Source organism: Streptomyces sp. DSM 110735 (assembly GCF_016482685.1).
Classification (GTDB): domain Bacteria; phylum Actinomycetota; class Actinomycetes; order Streptomycetales; family Streptomycetaceae; genus Streptomyces.
Map to the genome: position 1 here is coordinate 71,785 of NZ_JACYHF010000009.1, position 25,315 is coordinate 97,099.

General features: G+C 71.7%; 23 protein-coding genes. 13 read left to right on the top strand and 10 right to left on the bottom strand.

The genetic code is table 11. The features are described 5' to 3' along the window. Positions 1–19: 19 nt before the first annotated feature. Entirely contained in the window at positions 20–865 is an 846-nt protein-coding gene (locus tag IF655_RS16400; protein WP_199585539.1) for an EamA family transporter, read from the top strand. 34 nt (positions 866–899) lie between these two features. Here IF655_RS16400 and IF655_RS16405 read toward each other — a convergent pair whose 3' ends face one another. Continuing rightward, on the bottom strand, positions 900–1,265 hold the full coding sequence (locus tag IF655_RS16405; RefSeq protein WP_199585540.1) for a hypothetical protein: 366 nt from the start codon (positions 1,263–1,265) through the stop codon (positions 900–902). A 2-nt stretch (positions 1,266–1,267) separates the two neighbouring features. Beyond that, positions 1,268–2,533, bottom strand: coding sequence for a helix-turn-helix transcriptional regulator (locus IF655_RS16410; RefSeq protein ID WP_199585541.1), 1,266 nt, complete (start codon positions 2,531–2,533; stop codon positions 1,268–1,270). A 403-nt stretch (positions 2,534–2,936) separates the two neighbouring features. On the opposite strand from IF655_RS16410, the gene IF655_RS16415 reads away from it, so the two are divergent. From IF655_RS16415 to IF655_RS16430, 4 genes are all read left to right on the top strand, one after another. Next, positions 2,937–3,275, top strand: coding sequence for a hypothetical protein (locus IF655_RS16415; RefSeq protein WP_199585542.1), 339 nt, complete (start codon positions 2,937–2,939; stop codon positions 3,273–3,275). A gap of 128 nt (positions 3,276–3,403) precedes the next feature. Then, positions 3,404–4,519, top strand: a complete 1,116-nt coding sequence (locus IF655_RS16420; RefSeq protein ID WP_199585543.1) for an NAD(P)/FAD-dependent oxidoreductase — start codon at positions 3,404–3,406, stop codon at positions 4,517–4,519. Between the two features lie 135 nt (positions 4,520–4,654). Then, positions 4,655–5,578: an NAD(P)-dependent oxidoreductase gene (locus IF655_RS16425; protein ID WP_277952690.1), complete on the top strand. Its 924-nt coding sequence runs from the start codon at positions 4,655–4,657 to the stop codon at positions 5,576–5,578. A 99-nt stretch (positions 5,579–5,677) separates the two neighbouring features. Then, entirely contained in the window at positions 5,678–5,953 is a 276-nt protein-coding gene (locus IF655_RS16430; protein ID WP_199585545.1) for a DUF1876 domain-containing protein, read from the top strand. Positions 5,954–6,261: 308 nt separating this feature from the next. Here the strand turns inward: IF655_RS16430 and IF655_RS16435 are convergent, their stop codons facing one another. The 4 genes from IF655_RS16435 to IF655_RS16450 all read right to left on the bottom strand — a co-directional run bounded on the left by IF655_RS16435 (position 6,262) and on the right by IF655_RS16450 (position 10,094). Next, the gene (locus IF655_RS16435) at positions 6,262–7,431 is read right to left on the bottom strand and encodes a serine hydrolase domain-containing protein (protein WP_199585546.1); all 1,170 of its coding nucleotides are present in this window, start codon (positions 7,429–7,431) and stop codon (positions 6,262–6,264) included. Positions 7,432–7,515: 84 nt separating this feature from the next. Next, on the bottom strand, positions 7,516–8,283 hold the full coding sequence (locus IF655_RS16440) for an energy-coupling factor ABC transporter ATP-binding protein (protein ID WP_199585547.1): 768 nt from the start codon (positions 8,281–8,283) through the stop codon (positions 7,516–7,518). 13 nt (positions 8,284–8,296) lie between these two features. Continuing rightward, entirely contained in the window at positions 8,297–9,058 is a 762-nt protein-coding gene (cbiQ, locus tag IF655_RS16445) for a cobalt ECF transporter T component CbiQ (protein ID WP_199585548.1), read from the bottom strand. A 1-nt stretch (position 9,059) separates the two neighbouring features. Further along, positions 9,060–10,094 (bottom strand): energy-coupling factor ABC transporter permease, encoded by a 1,035-nt coding sequence (locus tag IF655_RS16450; protein WP_199585549.1) that lies wholly within the window; start codon positions 10,092–10,094, stop codon positions 9,060–9,062. Positions 10,095–10,256: 162 nt separating this feature from the next. On the opposite strand from IF655_RS16450, the gene IF655_RS16455 reads away from it, so the two are divergent. Beyond that, positions 10,257–10,601 carry an SsgA family sporulation/cell division regulator gene (locus tag IF655_RS16455; protein WP_199585550.1) on the top strand — a complete coding sequence of 115 codons (345 nt, stop codon included), beginning with the start codon at positions 10,257–10,259 and terminating at the stop codon, positions 10,599–10,601. 42 nt (positions 10,602–10,643) lie between these two features. Here the strand turns inward: IF655_RS16455 and IF655_RS16460 are convergent, their stop codons facing one another. The 3 genes from IF655_RS16460 to hchA form a co-directional block, all read right to left on the bottom strand. Further along, the gene (locus IF655_RS16460; protein WP_199585551.1) at positions 10,644–12,305 is read right to left on the bottom strand and encodes a penicillin-binding transpeptidase domain-containing protein; all 1,662 of its coding nucleotides are present in this window, start codon (positions 12,303–12,305) and stop codon (positions 10,644–10,646) included. A 96-nt stretch (positions 12,306–12,401) separates the two neighbouring features. After that, positions 12,402–14,033 carry a penicillin-binding transpeptidase domain-containing protein gene (locus tag IF655_RS16465; RefSeq protein ID WP_199585552.1) on the bottom strand — a complete coding sequence of 544 codons (1,632 nt, stop codon included), beginning with the start codon at positions 14,031–14,033 and terminating at the stop codon, positions 12,402–12,404. Between the two features lie 580 nt (positions 14,034–14,613). Then, positions 14,614–15,495 carry a glyoxalase III HchA gene (gene hchA, locus IF655_RS16470; RefSeq protein WP_242488764.1) on the bottom strand — a complete coding sequence of 294 codons (882 nt, stop codon included), beginning with the start codon at positions 15,493–15,495 and terminating at the stop codon, positions 14,614–14,616. A 141-nt stretch (positions 15,496–15,636) separates the two neighbouring features. Here hchA and IF655_RS16475 point away from each other — a divergent pair, with 141 nt between their 5' ends. Next, positions 15,637–17,544, top strand: a complete 1,908-nt coding sequence (locus tag IF655_RS16475) for a GMC family oxidoreductase (RefSeq protein WP_199585553.1) — start codon at positions 15,637–15,639, stop codon at positions 17,542–17,544. Positions 17,545–17,589: 45 nt separating this feature from the next. Here the strand turns inward: IF655_RS16475 and IF655_RS16480 are convergent, their stop codons facing one another. Further along, on the bottom strand, positions 17,590–19,344 hold the full coding sequence (locus tag IF655_RS16480; RefSeq protein ID WP_199585554.1) for a dolichyl-phosphate-mannose--protein mannosyltransferase: 1,755 nt from the start codon (positions 19,342–19,344) through the stop codon (positions 17,590–17,592). Between the two features lie 105 nt (positions 19,345–19,449). Between IF655_RS16480 and rsmI the strand changes: the two genes are divergently transcribed. From rsmI to IF655_RS16510, 6 genes are all read left to right on the top strand, one after another. Continuing rightward, on the top strand, positions 19,450–20,298 hold the full coding sequence (gene rsmI, locus IF655_RS16485) for a 16S rRNA (cytidine(1402)-2'-O)-methyltransferase (RefSeq protein ID WP_199585555.1): 849 nt from the start codon (positions 19,450–19,452) through the stop codon (positions 20,296–20,298). A gap of 225 nt (positions 20,299–20,523) precedes the next feature. Continuing rightward, the gene (locus IF655_RS16490) at positions 20,524–20,910 is read left to right on the top strand and encodes a hypothetical protein (protein ID WP_199585556.1); all 387 of its coding nucleotides are present in this window, start codon (positions 20,524–20,526) and stop codon (positions 20,908–20,910) included. Positions 20,911–20,936: 26 nt separating this feature from the next. Continuing rightward, on the top strand, positions 20,937–21,830 hold the full coding sequence (locus tag IF655_RS16495; protein WP_199585557.1) for a TatD family hydrolase: 894 nt from the start codon (positions 20,937–20,939) through the stop codon (positions 21,828–21,830). A 138-nt stretch (positions 21,831–21,968) separates the two neighbouring features. Next, on the top strand, positions 21,969–23,405 hold the full coding sequence (locus IF655_RS16500; protein WP_199585558.1) for a resuscitation-promoting factor: 1,437 nt from the start codon (positions 21,969–21,971) through the stop codon (positions 23,403–23,405). Between the two features lie 150 nt (positions 23,406–23,555). After that, positions 23,556–24,425 carry a 16S rRNA (adenine(1518)-N(6)/adenine(1519)-N(6))-dimethyltransferase RsmA gene (gene rsmA / locus IF655_RS16505; protein WP_199585559.1) on the top strand — a complete coding sequence of 290 codons (870 nt, stop codon included), beginning with the start codon at positions 23,556–23,558 and terminating at the stop codon, positions 24,423–24,425. After that, the gene (locus tag IF655_RS16510) at positions 24,422–25,315 is read left to right on the top strand and encodes a 4-(cytidine 5'-diphospho)-2-C-methyl-D-erythritol kinase (protein WP_199585560.1); all 894 of its coding nucleotides are present in this window, start codon (positions 24,422–24,424) and stop codon (positions 25,313–25,315) included. Before rsmA ends, IF655_RS16510 begins: the two co-directional genes overlap by 4 nt.

The following is a 25,315-nucleotide window of genomic DNA, read 5'->3' on the forward strand; positions in this document are numbered from 1 at the left end:
CGACGACTGGTCCTGACCGGTGACGCCGCTCGTCACCGCCGCCGTCCTGCTCGCCGCGTTCACCCATGCCGGGTGGAACGCCATCGCGCACCGGATCGACGACAAGTTGACCGGGTTCACCCTCATCGCCGGAGGCGGGCTGATCATCGGCTTGCTGATGGCCGTGTTCGCGCCGTTTCCCGCCGGTCCCTCGTGGCCGTATCTGCTCGTGTCGGCCGGGGTGCACGTCGCGTACTACGCGCTGCTGATGACCTCGTTCCGCCTCGGGGACTTCGGGCAGGCGTACCCCATCGCCCGCGGTACCGCCCCGCTGGTGGTCACCGTCCTCGCGGCCGTGTTCGCGCACGAGGTGCCGGGCGTGTGGGCGGCGGCCGGGGTCGCGGTGTCGTGCGTGGGGCTGCTGGGGGTCAGCCTCTGGGGACTGCGTGGCCGCCGCCCCGACTGGAAGGCCATCGGCGCCGCCGTCGCCACCGGGCTCACCATCGCCTCGTACACCGTCCTCGACGGCCTCGGCGTCCGCCAGGCACACACCCCGCTCGGCTACATCGCCTGGCTGATGGCACTCCAGGGCGTGGTGATCCCGGCGTACATGTGGGTGCGCGTACGCGGCGACATGGTGCGCCAGCTCCGCCCCTACGCCACCCTCGGACTCCTCGGCGCCGCCCTCTCCGTCGCCGCCTACGCCCTCGTCCTGTGGGCCCAGACCCGCGCCCCCCTCGCCCCCGTCGCCGCCCTCCGCGAGTCCTCGATCATCGTCGGCGCGGCCATCGGAGCGCTCTTCTTCAAGGAACGGTTCGGCGCGCCCCGGATCGCGGCGGCGGGACTGCTGGTGGTGGGGATCGGACTGATGCTGCACGCGGGGTGAGCGCGGTCCTGTGCGGAGCCGTCCTGCGACTGGCTCACCCCAGCGACTTCTCGATCGCCTCGAAGATGTCCGCGTCCGTCTCCCGCTGCCAGGACGGCAGCTCGGACCAGTCGGCCACATAGGCGGGCTTGGGGTCCGTGAAGTGCCTGTACATCTGGGCGGTCCAGGAGATGGCCACGAACCGGCTCTTCTGCTCACGGGTCAGCCGGGAGGCGTTGCCGTCGCTGAGGATCATCAGCTCGCGCACCTGCGCGGCGACCGCCCCCGCCGCCTCCCGCTCCCACCGCGGGGTCTCCTCCCACGGGGCGACATAGCCGGGCTTGGGCTCACCGGGGAAGTGACGCTGGACACCGGCGATCCAGGCGTCCCGGAACAATCGCGCGCCCTCGGTCTCCGACATGGCTACCCCTCTCGTGACGACGTGCTCAGCGCGACGATCTCCGCCCCCAGCTCTGCCACGCGGCGGTCCTGGCGCAGGGGGCCGAACTCGTCGTACAGATCCCGGAGTCTACGGGTGACGTACCCCGAGGACGAGGTACGAGCCAGCTCGACGGCCTCACTGCCGTAGGCGACGACCTGCTCCGGATCTCCGCGCCTCGCGCCGATGGCCGCGAGGTCAGTCAGCACCGATGCCCGCCGTCGGTACGACAGCCGCGATGCCAAAGGTCCCTGTTCCAGAGCCCCCTTCAGCGTGCTCTCGGCCAGGTCCAGGCGGCCGAGCCGTACATAGCGTGCGCCGCGTTCCTCGGCCAGCCGTGACCCGTCGAACCTGAGCCATCCGCCGTTGTTGCCGTCGGGACTCAGGCGCCGCACCTCGTCGGCCCGGTCCAACGCCCGTTCGCACGCGTTCAGATCGCCGAGACCGGCGTACGCCTCGGCCCGGACCGAGGCGACCCAGTAGCGGGTCGACAGCCCCTCGTCGCCCCGGCCTGCCAACGCTTCGGCGGCGCCGAGCATCTCGGCTGCCTGCGCGTAACGGTGCTCCGCCATCTCGACGTACGCGTGCCGGACGAGAGCGCAGGCCCACAGGTCGTACGCGCCCGCGTCCTTGCCGAGCGTCGCGGCGAGCGCGTACGAGGCGACGGCGTCGGAGTACCGGTCGGCGTCGAACGCCACCTCACCGGCCAACTGGAAGAGGTCGGCCGCCGCGGTCAGCAGGGTGCGGGTACTGCCCCGGTGTCCTGCCAGCGCCTCGGTGAGAGCGGTCAGTTGGTCGCGCACCACGGGGTACACGGAGCGCTTGGAGCGCGCCAGTTGGTAGACCTGCCAGAGGTGGCCGTTCATCCGGGCGAAGTCGGAGGGAGTCCCACGCCGGACCCCCTCCGCGAGAGCTTCGGCCTCTTCGGCCGGGAGCGCGGCAAGCGCCCCGCTGATGGTGAGCAGGCGAAGGAATTCGCGGCGGATCATCTCGTCGGGGTCTCCCGCGTCCTGAGGGCCGCCGGACTGCCGCTCCCACTCCTCCGCGTCGACCGCTCGCTGCGGTGTCAGGAGGGCGTCCAACTCGGCCAGGCTGATCTCGAGTACGGCGGCCAACGCTCGTCGCTGGGTCGGGTGGGGAGCGATTCTGCCGCTTTCCCAGCGACCGACCGTGGTGCGGTCCACGCCGACCAACTGGGCCAGTTTTTCCTGACTGTAGCCCAGGGTCCTGCGACGACGTGCCAGCCCCATGACCGTCCTTTCCCCGGCCGTCCCCGCCCCGGCTACGGCGCGTGCCCGGATCTGCGACAAGAGTGCCGCATGAACGCCGTGGATACCTCCGGCTTCGGGCGATTTCCTGGATGCCGTCCCGGAACATCGGTTATGCCAGGAGGAGTTCGGTCATGAGTGCCAGAGGTGATGCACGGGGGCGCCCGGTGGAGAGCGCTCCGAGGGAGGACTCCGTTCCTCGGCAGCGCGTTCTCATGACGCTCAGGGTCTCTCGTGACTCCGGGCGGACCTGGGGCCCGGTTGTCGAGGTGCGGGAACAGAAGGAGCGGAGGCTTCCTGAGAACCCCATCGGCCTTCCGCCCTGCTCATGCCCGCGCTGCACGGACCGCGAGCCGCGCTCGGCAACCGTCCTCGGGACGGCCCCATGACGCGCTGTAAGCACTGGCGGCGCGTGCCGGTGGACGTACTGCGGGAGGCCAGGGAACGGTCACCCTCCGGGTGCGTCGACCGCGCCGTGCAGTGCCAGCTTTCCGAACACGGCTCCCGTGATCACTACGGCTTCCTCGACGACGCCACGTACGCGACCGCGTGGTGGCTGCGCTGGGCCGGTGACGAGGCCACGCGGGTCGTACTGGCCGACTGTCCGGTGCGGAGCGACGGTGCCCCTGAGGAGAGCTGCTGCCTCTTCGCGGGGCACGGCGGGCGGCATACCTGGGACGAGGACTGGTCCGAGGGGGAACCCGTTGGACAGGGCACGGGGTAAGGCACGCTGTCGGCTGCCTGTCGGGGCTGTCAGGGGGATGTCGGTGGGTTGTCGGGCGGCGTTGGCAGGTTGGTGGAGCACCGGCTGGGCGTCTGCCCGGTCGGGTCGCGAGCAGCGAGGAGCTCTTCATGACCACTCATGTCACGATCATCGGTGCCGGACTCGGCGGACTGACGCTGGCCCGGGTGCTGCATGTGCACGGGATGGCGGCCACCGTTTACGAGGCGGAGGCGTCTCCGGCGGCGCGGATGCAGGGCGGGATGCTCGACATTCATGACTACAACGGGCAACTGGCGCTCAAGGCGGCGGACTTGATGGACGAGTTCCGGGACATCGTCCTTGAGGGGCGGCAGGCGATGCGGTTCGTCCGGCGGGACGGCACCGTGCTGCTGGACAAGGAGGACGACGGGACCGGCGGGCGGCCCGAGGCGCAGCGCGGGGAGCTGCGGCGGATGTTCCTCGACGCGCTGCCCGAGGGCACCGTGCGCTGGGGGCACAAGGTCACCGGGGTGCGTGCGCTCGGTGACGGACGGCATGAGGTGAGCTTCGACAACGGCACCTCCGTGACGACCGGGCTGCTGGTCGGGGCGGACGGGGCGTGGTCGCGCGTACGGCCGTTGCTGTCGGATGCCACGCCCGAGTACGTCGGCGAAGCCTTCGTCGAGACCTATCTGTACGACGTCGAGACCCGGCACCCCGCCGTCGCGAAGATGGTGGGCGGCGGATCGTTCGGCGTGTTCGACCCCGACGACGACGCGCAGACCATCGCCGCGCACCGGGAGAGCGGCGAGACCATCCACACCTACGCCATGCTCACCAGGTCCCTGGAGTGGTTCGCCGGAATCGACTTCACCGACACCGCCGAGGCCACCGCCCGCATCGCGGCCGAGTTCGACGGCTGGGCGCCGGAGCACACCGCCCTCATCACCGAGTCCGACACCGCCCCCGTCCTGCGCCCCCACTACGCCCTGCCCGTGGGACACCGCTGGGACCGCGTGCCCGGCGTCACCCTCGTCGGTGACGCCGCCCACCTCTCCGCCCCCAACGGTGAGGGCGCCAACCTCGCCATGCTGGACGGCGCCGAACTCGGTGAGGCACTCGCCGCGCACCCCGGCGACGTCGAGGCAGCGCTCGCCGCGTACGAGCGGGTGCTGTTCCCGCGCAGCGCCGAGGCGGGCGCCGACGCCGCCCGCAAGCCCAGCGCCGAGGAACTGGTCGCGTTCTTCGAGCAGCACCAGCAGTAGCAGTAGCAGTAGCAGTAGCAGTAGCAGTAGCAGCAGCACCAGTAGACCGGTTGAGCCACGGCGGTCGCGCCGGATGCGTCACGGCGGGCTGTGCGGTGAGTGCGGGCAGGATGGGGCACGAGCAACCGGAAGCACCTGAACCGCACCGACAGGGAGAGCCGTCACATGACGACCGCACAGCCGACCGTCGCCGTCCTGGGCACCGGCATCATGGGCGCCGCCATGGCCCGCAACCTCGCCCGCGCCGGGCTCGGCGTCCGCGCCTGGAACCGCACCCGTGCCAAGGCGGAGCCGCTGGCCGCCGACGGTGTCCGCGTCACCGGCACGCCCGCCGACGCCGTCGAGGGTGCCGACGTGGTCCTGACCATGCTGTACGACGGCGGGACCGTCCTGGACGTGATGCGCGAGGCCGTACCCGCGCTGCGCCCCGGCACGGTGTGGGCGCAGTGCACCACCGCCGGGACCGAACTCACCGGCGAACTCGCCGCCTTCGCCCGCGAGCACGACCTCCTCTTCTACGACGCCCCCGTCCTCGGTACCCGCGAGCCCGCCGAGGCGGGGGCGCTGACCGTCCTCGCCGCCGGACCGGAGGAGGGACGGGCCACGCTCGCGCCCGTCTTCGACGCGGTCGGCTCCAGGACCGTGTGGACCGGCGAGGACGGCGCGGAGGCGAGTGCCAGTCGGCTCAAGCTGGTCGCCAACGACTGGGTGCTCGCCGTCACCGCCGCGACCGGGGAGGTGCTGGCTCTCGCGCAGGCTCTCGGTGTCGATCCGCAGTCCTTCTTCTCGCTGATCGAGGGCGGGCCGTTGGACATGGGGTACCTGCGGGCCAAGAGCGCGCTCGTGCTCGACGGTCGGCTGACTCCGGCGTCCTTCGCCGTCGCCACCGCCGAGAAGGACGCGCGGCTGATCCTGGCGGCGGCTGAGCGTGGGGGTGTGCGGCTCGATCTCGCCGAGGCTACGGCTGAGCGGTTTGCCCGGGCGGGTGCGCAGGGGCATGGGGGTGAGGACATGGCCGCCGCTTACTTCGCCAGCTTCGCGGAGAAGGCTGAGGGCTGAGGGCTGAGGGCTGAGCGGGGCGCCTGCGGCGGGCGTCGACATGAGATTCGTCGCGTGCTGTCGCACCCTGGAAGCAGAGGTTTTCCGGAGGTGGTCGTCATGATGCACACCGCTGTGGGCTGGCACATCGAGCTGGAGTTCATGGAGGACGACCAGCACACGCGCGCGGTGGCCATGGTGCGTCTGCCCGACGGCAGCGAGGTGCGTGCGCATGGGCACGCTACCCGGCACCAGGTCGACAACAACCAGCCGCGGGTCGGTGAGGAGATCGCGGGTGCTCGGGCGCTCAATGAACTCGCGATGCGGTTGTTGGAGAAGGCGCACGAGGAGATCGACGAGGACTCGGGGCGGATTTCGCATCCGATCCACGTGTAGCGCGGCGGCGTGTCGTGGGGGCGGGCGTCGGTCGGCGTCCGTCCTGCGGTCGTGGTCGGTTCCGGCGCGCGCCTGCGTGTGTCGTGGGGCGGGGCCGCGGCGGGGGGTATCCGTCCTCGGTCCGGCGGGCTGCATGCTGACAAGCGCGTGGAGTTCTCGCCGGCCGCTGCGGGCGGACACCCCCCGCCACGTCCCCTCCTCGCCGTTTGCGGCCGTCCGGTGCGTTCGCCGTCCGCCGTCCGCCGTCCGCCGTCCGCCGTCCGACGTCCGCCGTGCGTGGGTCTTGTTGTACGTCGTCTTACGTTCGCTCAGGTGCGCAGTGTTTCCCTTAGTGCTCGTACCAGTGCCTGGGCCCTTGGGTCTGCTGTTACGCCTGGCTGGAAGGCGTTGGTGACGTAGCCGAAGGCGATGCCTGATTCCGGGTCTGCGAAGCCCAGGGCGCCGCCTCGGCCGGGGTGGCCGAAGGAGTGGGGGGTCAGAAGGGGGGACGCCGGGCTGTGGAGCATGGGGCCCAGGCCGAAGCGGGTGTTCACCACCAGGACCTGGTCCGGGCCAGCCGACTGTTCCGTTCGGGTCAGCTCCATCGTCTGAGGGGTGAACAGGCGTACGCCGCCGTCCACTTCGCCTATCAGGGAGGCGTACACCCGCGCCAAGCCGTCCGCCGTGGCGATGCCGTTGGAGGCGGGGAGGGCGGCGGAGCGGTAGGTGGGGGCGTTCTCGTCCGGGAGCGGGGTGATCGCTGCGAAGGCGCGGCGGGTGAGGGAGGCTGGGTTGGCGTAGGCGTCGGCTACCGCCTTCTTGGGGCGGGTGCGTAGCGCGCCCTCGATGTGTGGTGGGTCCACCGGGCCGACTCGGCCGACGCGGGACTGTTCCTGTGCGGGCAGGCCCAGCCAGAGGGTCGCGCCTGCCGGGGTGGCGATCTCGTCCGCGATCCACTCGCCCACCGGGCGGCCGGTGACGCGGCGGATCAGTTCGCCGGTGAGCCAGCTATAGGTCTGCGCGTGGTAGCCGTGCGCGGTGCCCGGTTCCCACACCGGTGCCTGGGCGGCGACGGCTGCCGCGCCGAGGTCGGGGTCGGCGGCCTGCTCGGGGGTGAGGGGGTGGTCGAGTACGGGCACGCCCGCGCGGTGGGCGAGCAGGTGCCGTACGAGGGTGTGCTCCTTGCCGTTCGCCTTGTACTCCGGCCAGTACTCGCCCACCGGCGCGTCCAGGTCCAGTTCGCCGCGCTGGTGCAGGAGGAGGAGTCCGGCGGCTACTACGCCCTTGGTCGCGGAGCGGATGATCTGGGCCGTTCCCTCCTGCCAGGGCTCGGTGCCGTCCACGTCTCGCGTGCCCGCCCACAGGTGGACGACTCGGTGGCCGTCCCGGTAGACGGTGACGGCGGCGCCGCGCTCACCGAGCCGGGCGAAGTTCGCCGCGAACGCCTCCCCGACCGCTTCGAAACCCTCGGCCACCGTGCCGTTCACGTTCGCTTCCACACCCGAGCCCCTTCACTGGCTTGCGCTCACGAGTGAAACACGGAGGCTTCGCCTTCGATTCCTCGGTGGGACACGGCTCACATGTCACGCGCCCCGCGTCACTGCCCTCGGGTCGAAGCCGAAGGGCAGCTCCAGCCGGTGCGCCCGCATCAGCGCGTCGTCACTCAGTAGTTCGCCGGTCGGGCCGTCCGCCGCGATCACTCCGTCGCTGAGGATCAGCGAGCGGGGGCACAGCTCCAGGGCGTAGGGCAGGTCGTGAGTGACCATGAGGACCGTCACGTCCAACGAGCGCAGGATGTCCGCCAGTTCGCGCCGGGAAGCGGGGTCCAGGTTGGACGACGGTTCGTCCAGGACCAGGATCTCCGGCTCCATCGCCAGTACGGTCGCTACCGCCACCCGGCGGCGCTGGCCGAAGGAGAGGTGGTGCGGGGGGCGGTCCGCGAAGTCCGCCATGCCGACCCGGTCGAGGGCGCCGCGTACCCGCTCCTCCAGCGCCGTTCCCTTGAGCCCGGCTGCTGCCGGTCCGAAGGCCACGTCCTCCCGTACGGTCGGCATGAAGAGCTGGTCGTCGGGGTCCTGGAAGACGATGCCGACCCGCTGCCTGATCTCCGCCATGTGCCGCTTGCCGACCGGCAGCCCGGCGACGGTCACCGTGCCGGTGCCGCCGCCCAGGATGCCGTTCAGATGCAGCACGAGCGTCGTCTTGCCCGCGCCGTTCGGGCCGAGCAGCGCGACCCGCTCGCCTCGGGCGATCGAGAAGTCCACGCCGAACAGCGCCTGGTGGCCGTCGGGGTAGGCGAAGGCGAGGCCGGAGACCTCCAGCGAAGCAGAAGCAGTACTCACGCCGACCATCCCAGCACACCCCTCACAGCGCCCACCCCACCAGGCAGACCACCAGCGCGGTCGCCGGGAGGGTCAGGGCGTACGACCACTGGGCGCGGGACGCGGTGACCTCGTCGATGACCGGCATCGTGCCGGAGTAGCCCCGGCTCATCATGGCGAGGTGGACGCGCTCGCCGCGTTCGTAGGAGCGGATGAACAGGGCGCCCGCCGACTTGGCGAGGACGCCCCAGTGCCGTACGCCGCGTGCCTCGAAGCCGCGGGACTCGCGGGCGATGCGCATGCGGCGCATCTCGTCGGTGACGACGTCGCCGTAGCGGATCATGAAGGAGGCGATCTGGACGAGCAGCGGGGGCAGCTTGAGCCGCTGGAGACCGAGGAGCAGTTCGCGCAGGTCGGTGGTTGCCGCGAGGAGGACGGAGGCGGCGACGCCGAGGGTGCCCTTGGCGAGCACGTTCCAGGCGCCCCACAGACCGTCCACGCTCAGCGAGAGTCCGAGCCAGTGCACCCGCGCGCCTTCGGCCACGAACGGCATGAGCACCGCGAACGCCACGAACGGCACCTCGATGAGCAGCCGCCGCAGCAGGAACCCGGCGGGCACCCGCGCCCGGTGTGCCACGCACGCCAGCAGCACGGCGTACACCCCGAACGCCCACATCGCCTCGCGCGGGGTGGCCACCACCACGATCACGAAGGCGAGCGTGGCGGCGAGCTTGGTGTGCGGGGGCAGGGCGTGCACGGGGGAGTGGCCGTGCCGGTAGAGGCGGTGGGCGTGTCCGGCGCCCATGTCAGACCTCCGCGGGCACGGAGCGCCGCCTGCGCACCGCCCAGAACACCGCGCTGCCCGCGACGACGGTCACGCCGACGCCGATCACGCCCGCGAGTCCGCCCGACAGGCGCGCGTCGGAGACGTCCTTGACGCCGTAGTCCGCGAGCGGGGAGTCCGCCGAGGCGTGCCGCTCCGACTTCCTGTCGATGCCCTGGTCGTGGGCGACCTTCTCCAGTCCGTCGGGGTTCGCGGAGGCGTAGAAGCTGACGAACCCGGCGAGGACCAGCGAGGTGACCAGACCGGTGATCCACAGGGTGCGCCGGGAGGTGCGCGCCGCCACCGGGGCGGGAGTGGCGGAAGGCGCGTCCACCAGCTCGCCGTTCACCTGCAGCCGGAGCCGCCGGCGCAGTCCGCGCGCGCCGTAGACGAGGTCGGGGCGTACGGCGACGACGGCGCCCACGGTGAGCGCGGTGATCACCGCCTCGCCGATGCCGATCAGCACATGGACGCCGATCATCGCGGTGGCGACCTTGCCGAGGGAGACGTCGGTGGTGCCGCCGATCGCGTAGATCAGCGTGAAGACCACGGCGGCGGCCGGTACGGAGACCAGCGCGGCGACGAAGGACGCGCCGGTGACCGAGCGCCGGGTGCGCGGCAGCAGCGCGAGCAGTCCCCGGAAGACGGCGTACGCGACGACGGTGGTCGTGATGGCCATGTCGGTGATGTTCACGCCGAGCGCGGTCAGCCCGCCGTCCGCGAACAGCACGCCCTGCATGAGCAGCACGACCGACACACAGAGCACCGCTGTACAAGGGCCGACGAGTATCGCGGCGAGCGCGCCGCCGAGGAGATGGCCGCTTGTTCCGGCCGCGACGGGGAAGTTGAGCATCTGTACGGCGAAGATGAACGCCGCCACCAGCCCGGCCAGCGGTGCGGCGCGCTCCTCGCCCAGCTCGCGGCGGGCACCGCGCAGGCTCACCGCGAGGGCGCCGGCGGCGACCACTCCGGTGACGGCGGAGGTCGGGGCGTCGATGAATCCGTCAGGTACATGCACAGGACGATTTTAGAGGCTTGTTGCGAACCCTTTGCAAGAGAGAGGGGGTCTCAGCTTCTGGTCTCGCGGCGCTCCAGGGGCATAAATCGGAAAATATGGGACATTAGAGACGAGGTGGCTGGACGGCACCGGCGATGTCACCCCACGTGAGAGGGCGATCCGATGTCTGTAGTCGAGCAGTACGCGCGCGCCCACATCGTCACGGACGAGGACGACCCCGGAGCCGTACCCGTGATGCTGACCTACGACCCCGACACCGACCCCTGGTCCGTCCGGGTGGGTCTGCCCGGACCCCAGGAATGGACCTTCTCGCGCTCCCTCCTTGAGGAAGGGCTGCGGGCGCCCGCCGAGAGCGGTGACGGGGACGTACGGGTCTGGCCGTGCGGCCGGGTCCAGGCGGTCGTCGAGTTCCACTCCCCGCAGGGCGTCGAGGTGGTGCAGTTCGACGTCAAAGCCCTCATGCGCTTCCTGCGCCGCACCTACACGGCAGAGCCCGTCCGCGGTTGAACCACCTGCGAACGGGCTCGCGTCTCACCTGAGTTGTGCGGGTCAGCTCCCGAGCTTCAGCAGGGTCGCGACGATCGGACCCGCCGTGTCACCGCCGTGCCCGCCCGCCTGGACGACGCCCGCCGACGCCAGGTCGCCCTTGTAGGCGGTGAACCAGCCGTTGGGCTTCTTCTGGTTGTCCACCTCGGCGGAGCCCGTCTTCGCGCCGTAGTCCGGACCGAGCCCGGACATCGCCTCGGCGGCGGTGCCGTAGGCGGCGGTGAACTGCATCAGCTCGCGCAGATCGGCCAGCGTCTTCGCCGACAGCGTGCGCGAGGCGGTCGCCAGCGTGCGGTGGTCCACCGTCGGCGCGACCAGGTACGGCTGGTGGAAGGTGCCGGTCTTCACGGTCGCCGCGACCGACGCCATGTTCAGCGGGTTCATCCGCACCCCGCCCTGCCCGATCAGCGACGCCGCCATCGGGGCACCCGACTGCACCGGCACCGAGCCGTCCAGCGTGGGGACGCCGATCTGCCAGTTGTCCAGGGAGAGACCGAAGACCTGCTGCGCCTGCTTGGTCAGGTCGTCGTTCTTCAGCTTCTTCGCCTGGCTGATGAAGGCGGTGTTGCAGGAGCGGCCGAAGCTCGCCTTGAAGGTGCCGCCCTTGATCGAGAAGTCGTCGTCGTTGTGGAACTTCCAGCCGCCGTACGTGTACGTCTTCGGGCACGGGTGCTTCTTGTCCGGCGACGCCAGACCCTTGTCGATCAGCAGCGAGGAGGTGATGATCTTCATGGTGGAGCCGGGCGCCAGCGAGCCCTGGAACGCGGTGTTGAAGCCGTGCCCGCTGTTGGCGACCGCGAGGATCTCACCGGTCGAGGCGCGCAGCGCGACCACGGCAGCCTTCTCCTGCTTGTCCACCTGCTTCTCGGCGGCAGCCTGGAGCACCGGGCTGAGCGTGGTCTTCACCGTGCCCGGGGTGCCCTCGCTGAGCGCCACCAGCGTCTTGTCGGACAGCCCTGCCTTCCCGGACGCCTTGCCGCGCACCACGCGCAGCTCCACGCCCGCCTTGCCGCCCGCCTGCTTGCCGAACTTCTCGCGCAGCCCGTCCAGCACCGTGCCGAGCGAGGGGTACTTGGCCGCCGTCAGCTCGCCGCCGTCGCGGTCCAGAGCCTTGACCGGCGGGGTGCCGGACTCGCCGGTGACGAGCTTGTCGCCGTCCTTGAGGTCCGGGTGGACGACGGAGGGCTGCCAGTCCACCACCGCCGCGCCGTCGGACTTGCGGCGCACCACGGTCAGCGAACTGTCGTACGCCAGCGGCTTGTCGGTGCCCTCGAAGGAGACGGTCGCCTTCACCGAGAACGGCACCTTCGCGCCCGCGCGCTTGCCCGCCGTCAGCGTGACGTCCTTGAGGTGGGCGTCCTTGGTGTACCCGGTGAGCAGGGCGGTGGCGGCGGGGGCGTCGTCGGTGACGGCGGCTGCCTTGGCCGGTTCGTTCTTCTGCCAGGCCGTCAGGAAGCGGGTGGCGGCGGTCTTCACCTCGATGGCGCTCGGCGGACCCGTCTTGACCTCCTTGTGGTCCGACAGGGTCCGGTCGTCTGCCGACGCGCCGCCCTCGTACAGCGCGTAGAGGCCGAAGCCCGCGCCGCCGACGACCACGGCGATCATCCCGCCGAGTACGGCGGGCCTGGTCTTCGGCCGCTCGGCGGCACGCCTTCTCTTGCCCACAGTTCCAAGTCCTCCGCGCTCTCCCCAGGGTCCCCGCAGCCCTCACACGTCCCCGACGTCGGCACCACACTAGAGTCCCCGCGCGCGGGGTCGCGCTCAGCCCATGCTCCGTAGCACTCTTGCGACAATCGGACCGGAGGCGTCGATGCCATGGCCGCCGTCCTCGGTGACCGCCGCGGCGGCCACGTCGTCGCGGTACCCGGTGAACCAACTGTTGGACTTCGTCTGGCTGTCCACCTCGGCGGAGCCGGTCTTGGCGCCGATGACGCCGCTCATCCGCCCCATCACGCCCGCGGCGGTGCCGGAGCGGGCGGTGCGGTTCATCATCGCGCGCAACTGCTGGGACGTGGCGGCGGGCAGTCCCTGCGCGGTGGCCGGCTTGCGGCCGTCCAGGCTCAGCGGCACGATCACCGGCTGACGGAAGACCCCGGTCATCGCGGTCGCGGTCACCGACGCCATGTTCAGCGGGCTCATCTGCACCTGGCCCTGTCCGATCAGCCCCGCCGCCGTGTCGGGACCGCCCGGCGCGGGCACCCGGCCGTCGAAGGACGGGACGCCGATCTTCCAGTCGTTACGGCCGATCCCGAACCGCTGCCCCGCCTCGTTGGTCAGCCAGTCCGGATGCACGTCGTCCGCGAACTTCACGAACGCCGTGTTGCAGGAGCGGGCGAAGCTCTCGGAGAGGGTGGCGTGCTCGTTGGGCGTCAGACCGGTCAGGTTGGTGAAGGTCTGGCTCTGCCAGACGGCGCTGGGCGGGCAGGGCGCCGGACCGTTCGCCGTGGTCAGACCGTGGTCGATGAGGGTCGCGGCGCTGACTATCTTCATGGTGGAGCCGGGCGCCAGCTCCCCGAGGAAAGCCGCGTTGAAGCCGTCGTCGCGGTGGTTGGCGACCGCCAGGATCTCGCCGGTGCTCGGCTTGACCGCCACCACCGAGGAGTTGGTGTAGCCGGCGACCGCCGACTCGGCAGCCGCCTGCGCGCCCGCGCTGAGCGTGGTCCTGAGCTTGCCGGTCCGCCCCTTCACCAGGGTCATCAAGGTGGTGTCGGCGGCGGTCTCCCCCTGTGTCGCGTCCTGGTGACGGATCACCAGCTCCACGCCGCCCCGCCCGCCCGCCTTGTCCCCGTAGCGCTCCCGGAGTTCGTCGAGGATCGGTCCGAGCGAGGGGTACTTCTCCCGGGTCAGCACCCTGCCGTCCCGGTCCACGGCCTCGATCTGCGGGGTGGCCGCCTCCTCGACGGTCAGCGTGTCCCCCTTCTCCAGCTTGGGGTAGACCACCGAGGGCGCCCAGTCGACCAGCGGACGGTGCGAGGTCACCCCGCGCACGACCGTCAACTTGCTGGTGTAGGAGATCGGTTCAGACTTCTCGCCGTACGACACCTTCGCGGTCACCTTGAACGGCACGGTGGTGCCGTCGGCTGTGCCGGGGGTGATGCGGACGCCGGTGATGTGCGCGTCGTCGCCGTACGCCGACAGCAACTGCTGGGCGTCCTCGGGGAAGTTGGTGTACGTCGCCGCCCGCTCGGGCTGGTTCTTCGTCCAGGCGGCGAAGAACGCCCTGCTGGTGTCGGCCACTTCATCCTTGTCGGGCGGACCGGTCTTCACCTTGGGCGCACCGGTGCCCCCGACCCCGCCCAGCGCCGAGGCGACGTTGTACATGCCGTAGCCCGCGCCGCTCAGCATCGCGACGCAGACCCCGCTGATGACGGCGACCTTGACTTTCCTGCCCATGACGCGTCCCTCCCCAGCCCCGTGTCCCCGTGGTGACCGATGCGTCCCGATGTACTGAACGCGTTCAAAAATCGGTGCGGAGGAACTGTATGCGTTCGTGGACCGCTCGTGGGTCCCTCGTGACGAGAGTTGTCGATTGTTGACCGAATGGAGATGTTGCGCGGCTGAGTGCCGTGGCGTGCGCGTATCCGTCGTGGCGCGGCGGCGTCCTCGCCGGGGTGCGCAGGGGTGAGTCCGGCCGACGTCGGACCGGCCGGACCCACCGGGGCCCCCGGCCGCCGGCCCGGCTCCGGGGTGCGTTCCGGAGCCGGGCCTCAAGGCACGGGGGCCGTGCGGGAGGCTCTCCCCCTGGGGCCTCCGGGAAGAGAGACAACCCCACTCGACCCCCCTCGCTCAAGCGTCCGGCGCCCGGGCCGACGGGGGGTTCGCCCCGGTTTGCCGGTGGCGGGCGCCGGGGTGTTCGACTGGCGCGTTCGGATGGCGAATGGAGAAACCGCAGGCGAGGGACGCGTGGGGGTGGCGAAACCTGGCGTATGGGCGGGTACCGCCTGCCGTCACGGTCCCGTTCCCGTCCTGCTTCTCAGCCTTCGTCCCGTACCGCCTCCACCAGCGTGTCCGCCGCCAGCAGACCGAGGGCGTTGGAGGCGAGCGGGCTGTCGCCGGTGAGGAGTTTGCGGTCCTGGTGGACCTGGCCGGTCATCTTGTCGTTGACGACGTTCAGTCCCTGCTCGCGCAGCAGGTCGGCGACCAGCCACTCCAGGCGTCCGGGCAGATAGCCGATCTCCAGGTTGGGTCCCTCGTCGAGCGCGTCGGGGAAGACGCAGACCGAGTAGCCCTTGAACGGCGACTCCGTCTTGCCCAGGGAGGCGGCGAGCAGCGCCGCGGGACCGTGGCACAGGGTGATGACGTACTTGTCGTTCGCCAGCGCCCAGTCCAGCGTCCGCGTCACCTCCTCGCTCCTCGGCAGCCCCACCACGGCGCCGTGCCCGCCGGGGATGAACACACCGATGTACGGCGAGTCCTCGCCGAGGTCGTCCGCGACGACGTCCGCGAGGTCCAGGGGGCTCTTGAGCTTCGGCTTGAGTGCCTCGTAGGTGGACATGACGGCTTTGTCCTCCTCCGGCAGCGCCCACAGTTCCAGCTTCGCCGGATAGCCGCCCACGGTGGCCACGTCGATGTCGAAGCCCGCCTCCATCAGATGGTGCGCGGGCAGCAGCATCTCGACGGGGTGGTTGCCGGTGGAGAACATCTTGCCGTTCTGCAGCAGGACGTAGCGTTCCGCCGAGGCGATCATCAGGACCTTTTTGTCGCCGGAATAGGCGTCCTTGTGCTTGACGCCGTCGAAATCGGTCTTCGGTGAGGTGTACTGACTCAGCGAATACGGCGAGGGGAAATAGGCGTTGTCCTCGGCCGGGTCCGGAGTCGGGTCCTTGCTCAGCTCGCCGGAAGCCGTTGCCATCATGCTCACACCCTTGTGTCGGCGATGGTTCGGGGCACCCCTCGCCCAGGCTAACCCGCGCGTACGAGCCTGTCAGAGGGGCTGCGCGGCGATGGGTGGCGAGCCTCTTTCCGCAGGTGCACAGTGGTCGGGAGGAGGCGTCGTATGGCTCGGCAACCGCTTGAAACATCCCAGGAATTCGACTTCGTCGTGGTCGGCTCCGGCGCCGGAGGCGGTCCGCTTGCCGCCGGTCTCGCCCTGGCCGGGCATCGCGTGCTGGTGCTCGAAGCCGGTGACGACCACGCGTGCCCGTACTATTCCATTCCGATCATGCAGGCTTTCGCCAGTGAAGATCCGGACATGGCGTGGAGTTTCTTCGTGCGGCACTGGGACGATCCGGAGAACCAGCGCGAGGACCGCAAATTCGTCGACGCGGAGAACGGCGTTCTCTATCCGCGGGGCAGTTCCCTCGGCGGCAGCACGACGGTGAACGCGCTCATCACCCTCTTTCCTCAGGGCAAGGAGTGGGAGCGGCTGGTGGAGCTGACCGGCGACACCGGCTGGTCCACCGAGGCGATGCGCGAGCGGTTCCGGCGCCTTGAGCACTGGCAGGGCAAGGACGCCGAGCCCCTGCCCGGCGAGACACCCGCCGAGCGGGACGCCAAGTCCCGCCACGGCACCGACGGTTGGCTCGGCACGACCCGCGCCGACCCGGGTCTGGCCGGGCGCGAGCCGAAGTTCCTCGACATCATCGGCGCGGTGGAGCGGACCGCCCGCGACCGCTTCGGCATCCCCGACGACGTGCCGCTGCCCCGCGACCCGAACGCCGCCGACACCCCGCCCGACTTCCAGGGCATGGGGTTCGTCCCGACCGCCGTGGACGACGGGGTGCGCAACGGCTCCCGCGAGCGGCTGCTCGCCGTGCGGCGGCAGGTCGGGGACCGGCTGACGATCAGGACGGACGCGCTGGTGACCCGGGTGCTCTTCGACGGCGACCGGGCGGTGGGCGTCGCCTACCGCGAGCAGCACCGGGCGTACGGCGCCTCCTCGCGGGAGACCTGCCGTCTCGACCCCGACCCGGCCGACGGGACCGAGGACGAGAGCGCCGAGGGCGCCGAGAAGGCCGCCTGCGCCACCAAGGAGGTCGTCCTGGCGGGCGGCACCTACAACACGCCCCAACTGCTCATGCTCTCCGGCATCGGACCCCGCGCGGAACTGGAGCGGCTCGGCATCCCCGTGCGCGTCGACGCCCCCGGCGTGGGACGCAACCTCCACGACCGCTACGAGGCGTCCGTGGTCGCCGAACTCGATCACGACTACGCCCTGTTCGAGGGTTCCTCACTGAACGTCCCCACCGACGGGGAACCCCGCGACGCGCTGATCGGCGAGTGGGACGACGACCACGGCGGTCCGTACTCGACCAACGGGCTGCTGGCGACGATCATCGCCGAGTCGAGCGTCGCCGACGGCGACTCCGACCTCATGCTGCTGGTGCTGCCCGTCGACTTCCACGGCTACTACCCGGGCTACGCCGAGGACGGTTCGCACGCCCGCGACCGGCTGGCCGTCGTCGTCCTCAAGGGGCACACCAAGAACCGGGGCGGCGTGGTGAGCCTGCGCTCCGCCGACCCCGCCGAGCCGCCGGACATCCGGTTCCACTACTTCTCCGAGGGCACCCCCGGCTGGCAGGAGGACCTGCGCGGGATGGTCGACGGCATCGAGATCGCCCGCGACGTGATCGCCCACGCCGCCGACGCCGGAGTCGCCCGCGAACTGGTCCCAGGTCCCGAGGTCCGCACCGCCGGTCAACTGGAGGAGTGGATCCGCACCCAGTCCTGGGGCCACCACGCCTGCGGCACCGCGAAGATCGGCGCCGACGGCGACCCCTCCGCCGTGCTCGACGGCGACTTCCGGGTGCGCGGAGTGCGGGGACTGCGCGTGGTCGACGCCTCCGTCTTCCCCGACATCCCGGGTCTGTTCATCGCCTCCGCCGTCTACCTGATCAGCGAGAAGGCAGCCGAGACGCTGCTCGCCGAGTACCCCGTCCAGGAAACGTCGACGGCCCGGCGGTGAGCCGCCGGGCCGTCGACAGGAAACGTTCACACCCGAGGGAACGGGCTACACCCAGGTGTCCAGCCACATCCGCGACCGCCACTGGTCCAGCGGGATCGCGGTCCCCGTGAACAGTGGCCAGAAGTAGATGAAGTTCCAGGCGATCAGCAGGACCAGGACGCCCGCGCCCGTCGCGCCGACCACGCGGCGGGTGTCGGACGAGTGCGCCGGACCGATGATCGCGCCGATCATCATCGCCACCGCGAGACAGAGGAACGGCACGAAGACGACCGCGTAGAAGAGGAAGATCGTCCGCTCCTGGTACATGAACCAGGGCAGATACCCCGCCGCGACACCGCAGGCGATGGCACCGGCGCGCCAGTCGCGGCGGAACGCCCAGCGCCACAGCACGTACAGCAGCGCCGCGCAGCCCGCCCACCACAGCGCCGGGGTGCCGATGGCCAGCACCTCGCGGGCGCACTTGCCCGCCGTGTCCGCCGGGCAGCCGTCGGTCCCGGCGGAGGGGGACTCATAGAAGTACGACACCGGGCGGCCCAGCACGAGCCAGCTCCACGGGTTGGACTGGTAGGTGTGCGGGGACGACAGGTGGACGTGGAACTCGTAGACCTCGTGCTCGTAGTGCCACAGGCTGCGCAGCCAGTCCGGCAGGAAGGTCCAGGAGCCGCCCTTGCCCGCGGTCGCCGCCCAGTCGCGGAAGTAGCCGCCGGTGCCGTCGGCGGGGGAGAGGATCCAGCCGATCCAGGACGCCGTGTACACCGCGATCGTCACGGGAACCGTCGCGAGGAACGTGATGCCGGTGTCGTACCTCAGCACCGCCTCGTACGGGTGCCGGGCGCCCGCGACCTTGCGCGCGCCGACGTCCCACAGCACCGCCATCACGCAGAACGCGGCCAGGATGTACAGACCGTTCCACTTGGTGCCGAAGGCCAGACCCAGCATCAGACCCGCCGCCCAGCGCCAGGGGCGCCAGCCGAAGCGGAAGCGGTCCGCGACCTCCGCGTCCGGGCGGGCGCGACCGTCCTGGTCCACCGGGAGCGCGGCGGCGAGTTTCGCGCGGGAGCGGTCCCGGTCCAGGATCAGGCAGCCGAACGCCGCCAGCACGAAGAACATCAGCACCCCGTCGAGCAGCGAGGTGCGGCTCATCACGAAGTGCAGACCGTCGAGCGCCATCAGCAGACCCGCGAGGCAGCCGAGGAACGTCGAGCGGAACATCCGCCGCCCGATCCGGCAGAGCATCAGCACGCTCAGCGTGCCGAGCAGCGCGGTCATGAACCGCCAGCCGAACGGGTCGAACCCGAAGAGCAGCTCGCCGATCCCGATCACGTACTTGCCGACCGGCGGGTGCACGACGTACGCCGCGTCCAGCGGGATGGAGAGGTGGCCGTGCGTCTGGAGGACGGCGTCGTTGGCGTTCTTGTCCCAGTTGACCTCGAAGCCGCGGTGGACGAGGGCCCACGCGTCCTTGGCGTAGTACGTCTCGTCGAATATCACCGCCCGCGGGCTGCCCAGGTTCCAGAAGCGCAGCACGCCCGCGAGGAGCGTGACGAGCAGCGGGCCGCCCCACGCCGACCAGCGGGTGATCCGGTCCGCGAGCAGCGGGGGCGCGCCAAGGACCTGCCACAGGCGCGGTGAGGGCTCGGCGTACGGCGGCACCAGGCGGTCGCGTACGTCGTCCCCTCCCGGCGCGCCTCCCGCGGGCGCGTAGCCGAATCGGCGCAGCCGCCGCTGCCAGGAGGGCCGCTCGTCGTCGGGCGGCGCCTGGCCCTGCCGGAGGTCCGTGGAGGACGCGGTACTGGTCACCGCGCCATGGTAGGGAAACGTGCTGTGGGAGTCCCGCGCATGTGCGGTACCGATTGGGACGCGATCGTTTTCCGTCCGCCCCCGGGGCCCTGGGAGGATGGGGGCGTGACTGGAACCCTTGTCCTCGCAGGTACCCCCATCGGCGACGTCGCGGACGCCCCGCCCCGGCTGGCCGAGGAGCTGGCGGGCGCCGACGTGATCGCCGCCGAGGACACGCGCCGCATGCGCCGCCTCACCCAGGCCCTGGGGGTGACGCCGCGCGGGCGCGTCGTGTCGTACTTCGAGGGCAACGAGTCCGCGCGCACCCCCGAGCTGGTCGAGGAACTGCTCGGCGGGGCGCGGGTGCTGCTCGTCACGGACGCGGGGATGCCCTCGGTCTCCGACCCCGGGTACCGGCTGGTCGCGGCGGCCGTCGAGAAGGACGTCAAGGTCACCGCGGTGCCCGGACCCTCCGCCGTCCTCACCGCGCTCGCCCTGTCCGGGCTGCCGGTGGACCGTTTCTGCTTCGAGGGCTTCCTGCCGCGCAAGGCGGGCGAACGGCTCTCCCGGCTGCGCGAGGTCGAGAGCGAGCGCCGCACCCTCGTCTACTTCGAGGCACCGCACCGCCTGGACGACACGCTCGCCGCGATGTCCGAGGTCTTCGGCGCCGACCGCCGCGCCGCCGTCTGCCGCGAGCTGACCAAGACCTACGAGGAGGTCAAGCGCGGGGGTCTCGCCGACCTCGCCGCCTGGGCGGCCGACGGCGTCCGCGGCGAGATCACCGTCGTCGTCGAGGGCGCCCCCGAACCCGGTCCCGAGGACCTGGACGCCACCGAACTCGTCCGCCGCGTCCGCGTCCGCGAGGAGGCGGGGGAGCGCCGCAAGGAGGCGATCGCCGCGGTCGCCGCCGAGGCGGGGCTGCCCAAGCGGGTGGTGTTCGACGCGGTGGTGGCGTCGAAGAAGCCGCAGGGCTGAGAGGCGTACCCGTCCCTCTCCGGTGCGCCGGAGGTGCGCCCCATGCACGGGCAAAAGGGGCGGGTCCCAGGCAAAGGGCTGCCCCCTGCCACAGGGGCGTTTCGGCAAGGGCGGCCCAAAACGGGTCCAACACTCGACAGGACGGATGCGCTCGCTCACGGTCCGGCGTCCACTGGTCGAAGGGACCACCTCGTCCCTCGCCTCCGGCGGACAAGAGGAGCGGGCATGAGCGAGATCGCAGGAACGGTCGGCCTCCGGGCGACGGCCGGCGCCGTTGTTCACGAGTCGTATTCCTTCGCCTGCATGAGCTGCGGGCACGGCTGGGAGCAGTCGTACGAGATAGCCCACCACACCGACACCGAGGGCCACGAGTGCGTCCGGTACGTCGCGGAGGGGCGGGTCGTGCCGTCCCCGCTGAGCCGCCCGGCGTGCCAGAACTGCGACGGACACGTGGTGCGGATCATGCGCGCCGGACAGGTGTCGTCGGTGCGCGCCTGCGCCCAGCCCGGGTCGCACGCCGTACGCCCTGTCGCCGCGCCGCCCCCGGAGGCGGAGCCGCACCACTGGCACCTCTCCGACCTGCTGCATCCCTTCCAGCGCCGGGCGAGCTGAGGGCGGCTTTTCCGTAGGATCGGCACATGCCTTCGAACGCCGGTCCCGCCCAGGACGACAAGCACGCTGCCCCGCCGCTCCCGGCACCCCTGGCGGTGCCCGTGGCCGACTCGCACACCCACCTCGACATGCAGTCCGGCACTGTTGAGGAGGGTCTGGCGAAAGCCGCGTCCGTGGGGGTGACGACCGTCGTCCAGGTCGGCTGCGACCTCGCGGGCTCCCGCTGGGCCGCCGAGACGGCCGCCGCGCACGACGGCGTCCACGCGGCCGTCGCCCTTCACCCGAACGAGGCGCCGCGCATCGTCCACGGAGACCCCGACGGCTGGTCCAGGCAGGGCGCGCGGGTCGCGGGCGGCGACGCGGCGCTCGACGACGCCCTCGCCGAGATCGACCGACTCGCCGCGCTCGCGCAGGTCAAGGGCGTGGGCGAGACCGGGCTCGACTACTTCCGCACCGGTCCGGAGGGCAAGGAGGCGCAGGAGCGCTCCTTCCGCGCCCACATCGAGATCGCCAAGCGGCACGGCAAGGCACTCGTCATCCACGACCGCGACGCCCACGCCGACGTCCTGCGCGTCCTGAAGGAGGAGGGCGCCCCCGAGCGCACCGTCTTCCACTGCTACTCCGGCGACGCCGACATGGCGGAGATCTGCGCCCGCGAGGGCTACTACATGTCCTTCGCGGGCAACGTCACCTTCAAGAACGCCCAGAACCTGCGCGACGCGCTCGCCGTGGCCCCCGCGGAGCTGATCCTGGTCGAGACCGACGCGCCCTTCCTGACCCCGGCGCCGTACCGGGGGCGCCCGAACGCGCCGTACCTGATCCCGGTCACCGTGCGCGCCATGGCCGCCGTACGCGGCACCGACGAGGACACCCTCGCCACCGCGCTCGCCGCGAACACGGCGCGCGCCTTCGGGTACTGAGCGCCCGTTCGAGGCGGGTATGGAGCGCCCGTTCGAGGCACGACGGACCGTAGTCGCGTCGCTTTGGAGAGTGACGCCCGCTCCGCTAGGTTCTGGGGGCCCGATCCGGACCCCTGGCCTTCTGGAGCGTGTGTCGGCGTGACCAAGTCGCAGTACGAGACGTACGGCCCCGTGGGTCCGCACGGCACCCACGGGAGCGTCGCGCCCACGGTGGCCGACCCCGGCACCGCCCTGCACGGCGCGGACACCCTGCCGTACGACCTGCCCGGCGGCCGGGACACCTACCGCCCCGCCTACGAGTCCGAGGCGTACCTCGCCACCGAGCCCGCGCTGCCGGTGCCCAGACCCGCGCCGGACGTGTACGACGAGGCGGCGGCGGGCGGACGCGCGGCGCGCAGACGGGCCAGGACCCGCGCCGGGTCCGGCTCTCGGTCCGGCTCCAGGACCGGCTCCAGGTCAGGCTCCTGGTCCGGCGAGCGCCCCGACTCCGCCGTGCGCAGGCTCGTCCCGCAGGCGCTCGTCGTCGCCTTCCTCGCGGGCGGCACCAGCGCGTTCGTCGCCGAGGACAAGTCCGTCGAGCTGACCGTGGACGGCGGCCACCGCACCCTGCACACCTTCGCCGACGACGTCACCGGGCTGCTGGAGGACGAGGGCGTCCGCCTCGGACGGCACGACGTGGTCGCCCCCGCCCCCGGCACCCCGCTCGCCGACGGCGACGAGATCACCGTCCGGCACGGCCGCCCGCTCCGGCTCACCATCGACGGCGAGCGGCGCACGGTGTGGACGACCGCCGGCACCGTGGAGGAGGCGCTGCGGCAGTTCGGGGTGCGCGCCGAGGGCGCCTACCTCTCCGTCTCCCGCTCCCAGCCCATCGGGCGCGCCGGGCTCCGCTTCGACGTCCGCACCGAGCGCACCGTCACGATCGTCGCCGACGGGCGCAGCCGCACCGTCCGCACCAACGCCGCCACCGTCGCCGAGGCGCTCGACGACGCCGGGATCGAGCTGCACGGCGAGGACACCACCTCCGTGCCCGCCACGAGCTTCCCGCGCGACGGCCAGACGGTCACCGTGCTCCGCGTGACCGGCACCCGCGAGGTCCGCGAGGAACCCCTCGCATACGCCGTGGAGCGCACCGAGGACCCCGACCTCTTCCAGGGCACCGAGGTCGTCGACCGCCAGGGCAGCCCCGGGCTGCGCCGGTCCACCTATCTGGTGCGCACCGTCAACGGCGTACGGCAGCGCCCCCGCCTGGAGGGCACCGAGGTGGTGCGCGAGCCGCGCCGCGGGAAGGTCCGGTTCGGCACCCGCCCGCGCCCCGCCACCCCGAGCGGCGGCGACCACCTCAACTGGCACGCCCTCGCCGTCTGCGAGTCCGGCGGGCGCCCCGACGCCGTCGACCCCTCCGGCACCTACGGCGGGCTCTACCAGTTCGACGCCCCTACCTGGCACAGCCTCGGCGGCCACGGCCGCCCCCAGGACGCCCCGGCCGAGGAGCAGACCTACCGTGCCAAGAAGCTCTACCAGCGACAGGGAGCCAGCCCGTGGCCGCACTGCGGGGGACGGCTGCGCGGCTGAACGGGCGCGCTGCGCGGTCGTACGGAGCGGGGACCTGCCCCTCCCGCGACGCCGTACGGAACAGGGACCGGGCGTTCCCGCGACGCCGTACGCCCCCGTCGCGGGAGTCCGCCGCGCGGGAGGCGCCCCGCCGCCCCGTACCCTTGTTCCGTGAGTAGCCCCACCCCCGACGCCCTGCTCGGACCCGCCGACATCCGCGAACTGGCGGCCGTGCTCGGCGTCCGGCCCACCAAGCAGCGCGGTCAGAACTTCGTGATCGACGCCAACACGGTCCGCCGCATCGTCCGCACCGCCGGAGTGCGCGACGACGACGTGGTGGTCGAGGTGGGACCGGGTCTCGGCTCCCTCACCCTCGCCCTGCTGGAGGCAGCCGACCGGGTCACCGCCGTCGAGATCGACGACGTGCTCGCCGCCGCGCTGCCCGCGACCATCACCGCCCGGATGCCCGAACGCGCCGCCCGGTTCGCGCTCGTCCACTCCGACGCGATGCTCGTCGAGGAGCTGCCGGGCCCGCCGCCCACCGCGCTCGTCGCGAACCTGCCCTACAACGTCGCCGTCCCCGTGCTGCTGCACATGCTCGACACCTTCCCGAGCATCGAGCGCACCCTGGTGATGGTCCAGTCCGAGGTCGCCGACCGGCTCGCCGCCGCGCCCGGCTCCAAGGTGTACGGCGTGCCGTCGGTGAAGGCGAACTGGTACGCCGAGGTCAAGCGCGCCGGTGCCATCGGGCGCAACGTCTTCTGGCCCGCGCCGAACGTCGACAGCGGGCTCGTCTCGCTGGTCCGCCGCACCGAGCCGATCGAGACCACCGCCACCAAGAAGCAGGTCTTCGCGGTCGTGGACGCCGCCTTCGCGCAGCGCCGCAAGACCCTGCGCGCCGCGCTCGCGGGCTGGGCCGGTTCGGCAGCCGCCGCCGAGGCGGCTCTCGTCGCGGCAGGGATCTCCCCGCAGGCGCGCGGCGAGTCGCTGACGGTCGAGGAGTTCGCGCGGATCGCGGAGCACAAGGGGGCGGGCGCGTGAGCGTCACGGTACGCGTACCGGCCAAGGTCAACGTCCAGCTCGCGGTCGGCGCCGTACGCCCCGACGGCTTCCACGACCTCGCCAACGTCTTCCTCGCGGTCGGTCTCTACGACGAGGTCACCGTGACCCCCGCCGACGAACTCCGGATCACCTGCGAGGGCCCGGACGCCGCGTCGGTCCCGCTGGACCGCACCAACCTGGCCGCGCGTGCCGCGATCGCCCTCGCCGGGCGCCGGGGCATCGAACCGGCGGTCCACATCCACATCGCCAAGGACATCCCGGTCGCCGGGGGCATGGCGGGCGGCAGCGCGGACGGCGCGGGCGCGCTGGTCGCCTGCGACGCGCTGTGGCGCACGGGGGCGTCCCTCCCGGAACTCCTCGACATCTGCGCCGAGCTGGGCAGCGACGTGCCCTTCAGCCTGGTCGGCGGCGCGGCTCTCGGTCTCGGCCGCGGCGAACGCCTCACCCCGCTCGACATCGGCGGCGGCTTCCACTGGGTCTTCGCGATGGCGGAGCGCGGTCTGTCCACCCCGGCGGTCTTCCGCGAGTTCGACCGCCTCGCCGAGGGCCGCGACATCCCCGAACCCGTCGCCTCCCCGGACCTCCTCGACGCCCTCGCCAAGGGCGACCCGGACGCCCTCGCCGCCACCCTCTCCAACGACCTCCAGCCCGCCGCGCTCTCCCTCTACCCGGAACTCGCCGCCACCCTCGCGGCGGGCCACGCGGCAGGCGCCCTCGCCACCCTGGTCTCCGGCTCCGGCCCCACGACCGCCTTCCTGACCCGCGACCCGGAATCGGCGACGAAGGTCGCGGAGGCGCTGCTGACCTCCGGCACGTGCAGGACGGTACGGGTGGCGTCCGGTCCTGCGCCGGGGGCGTTGGTGGTCTGA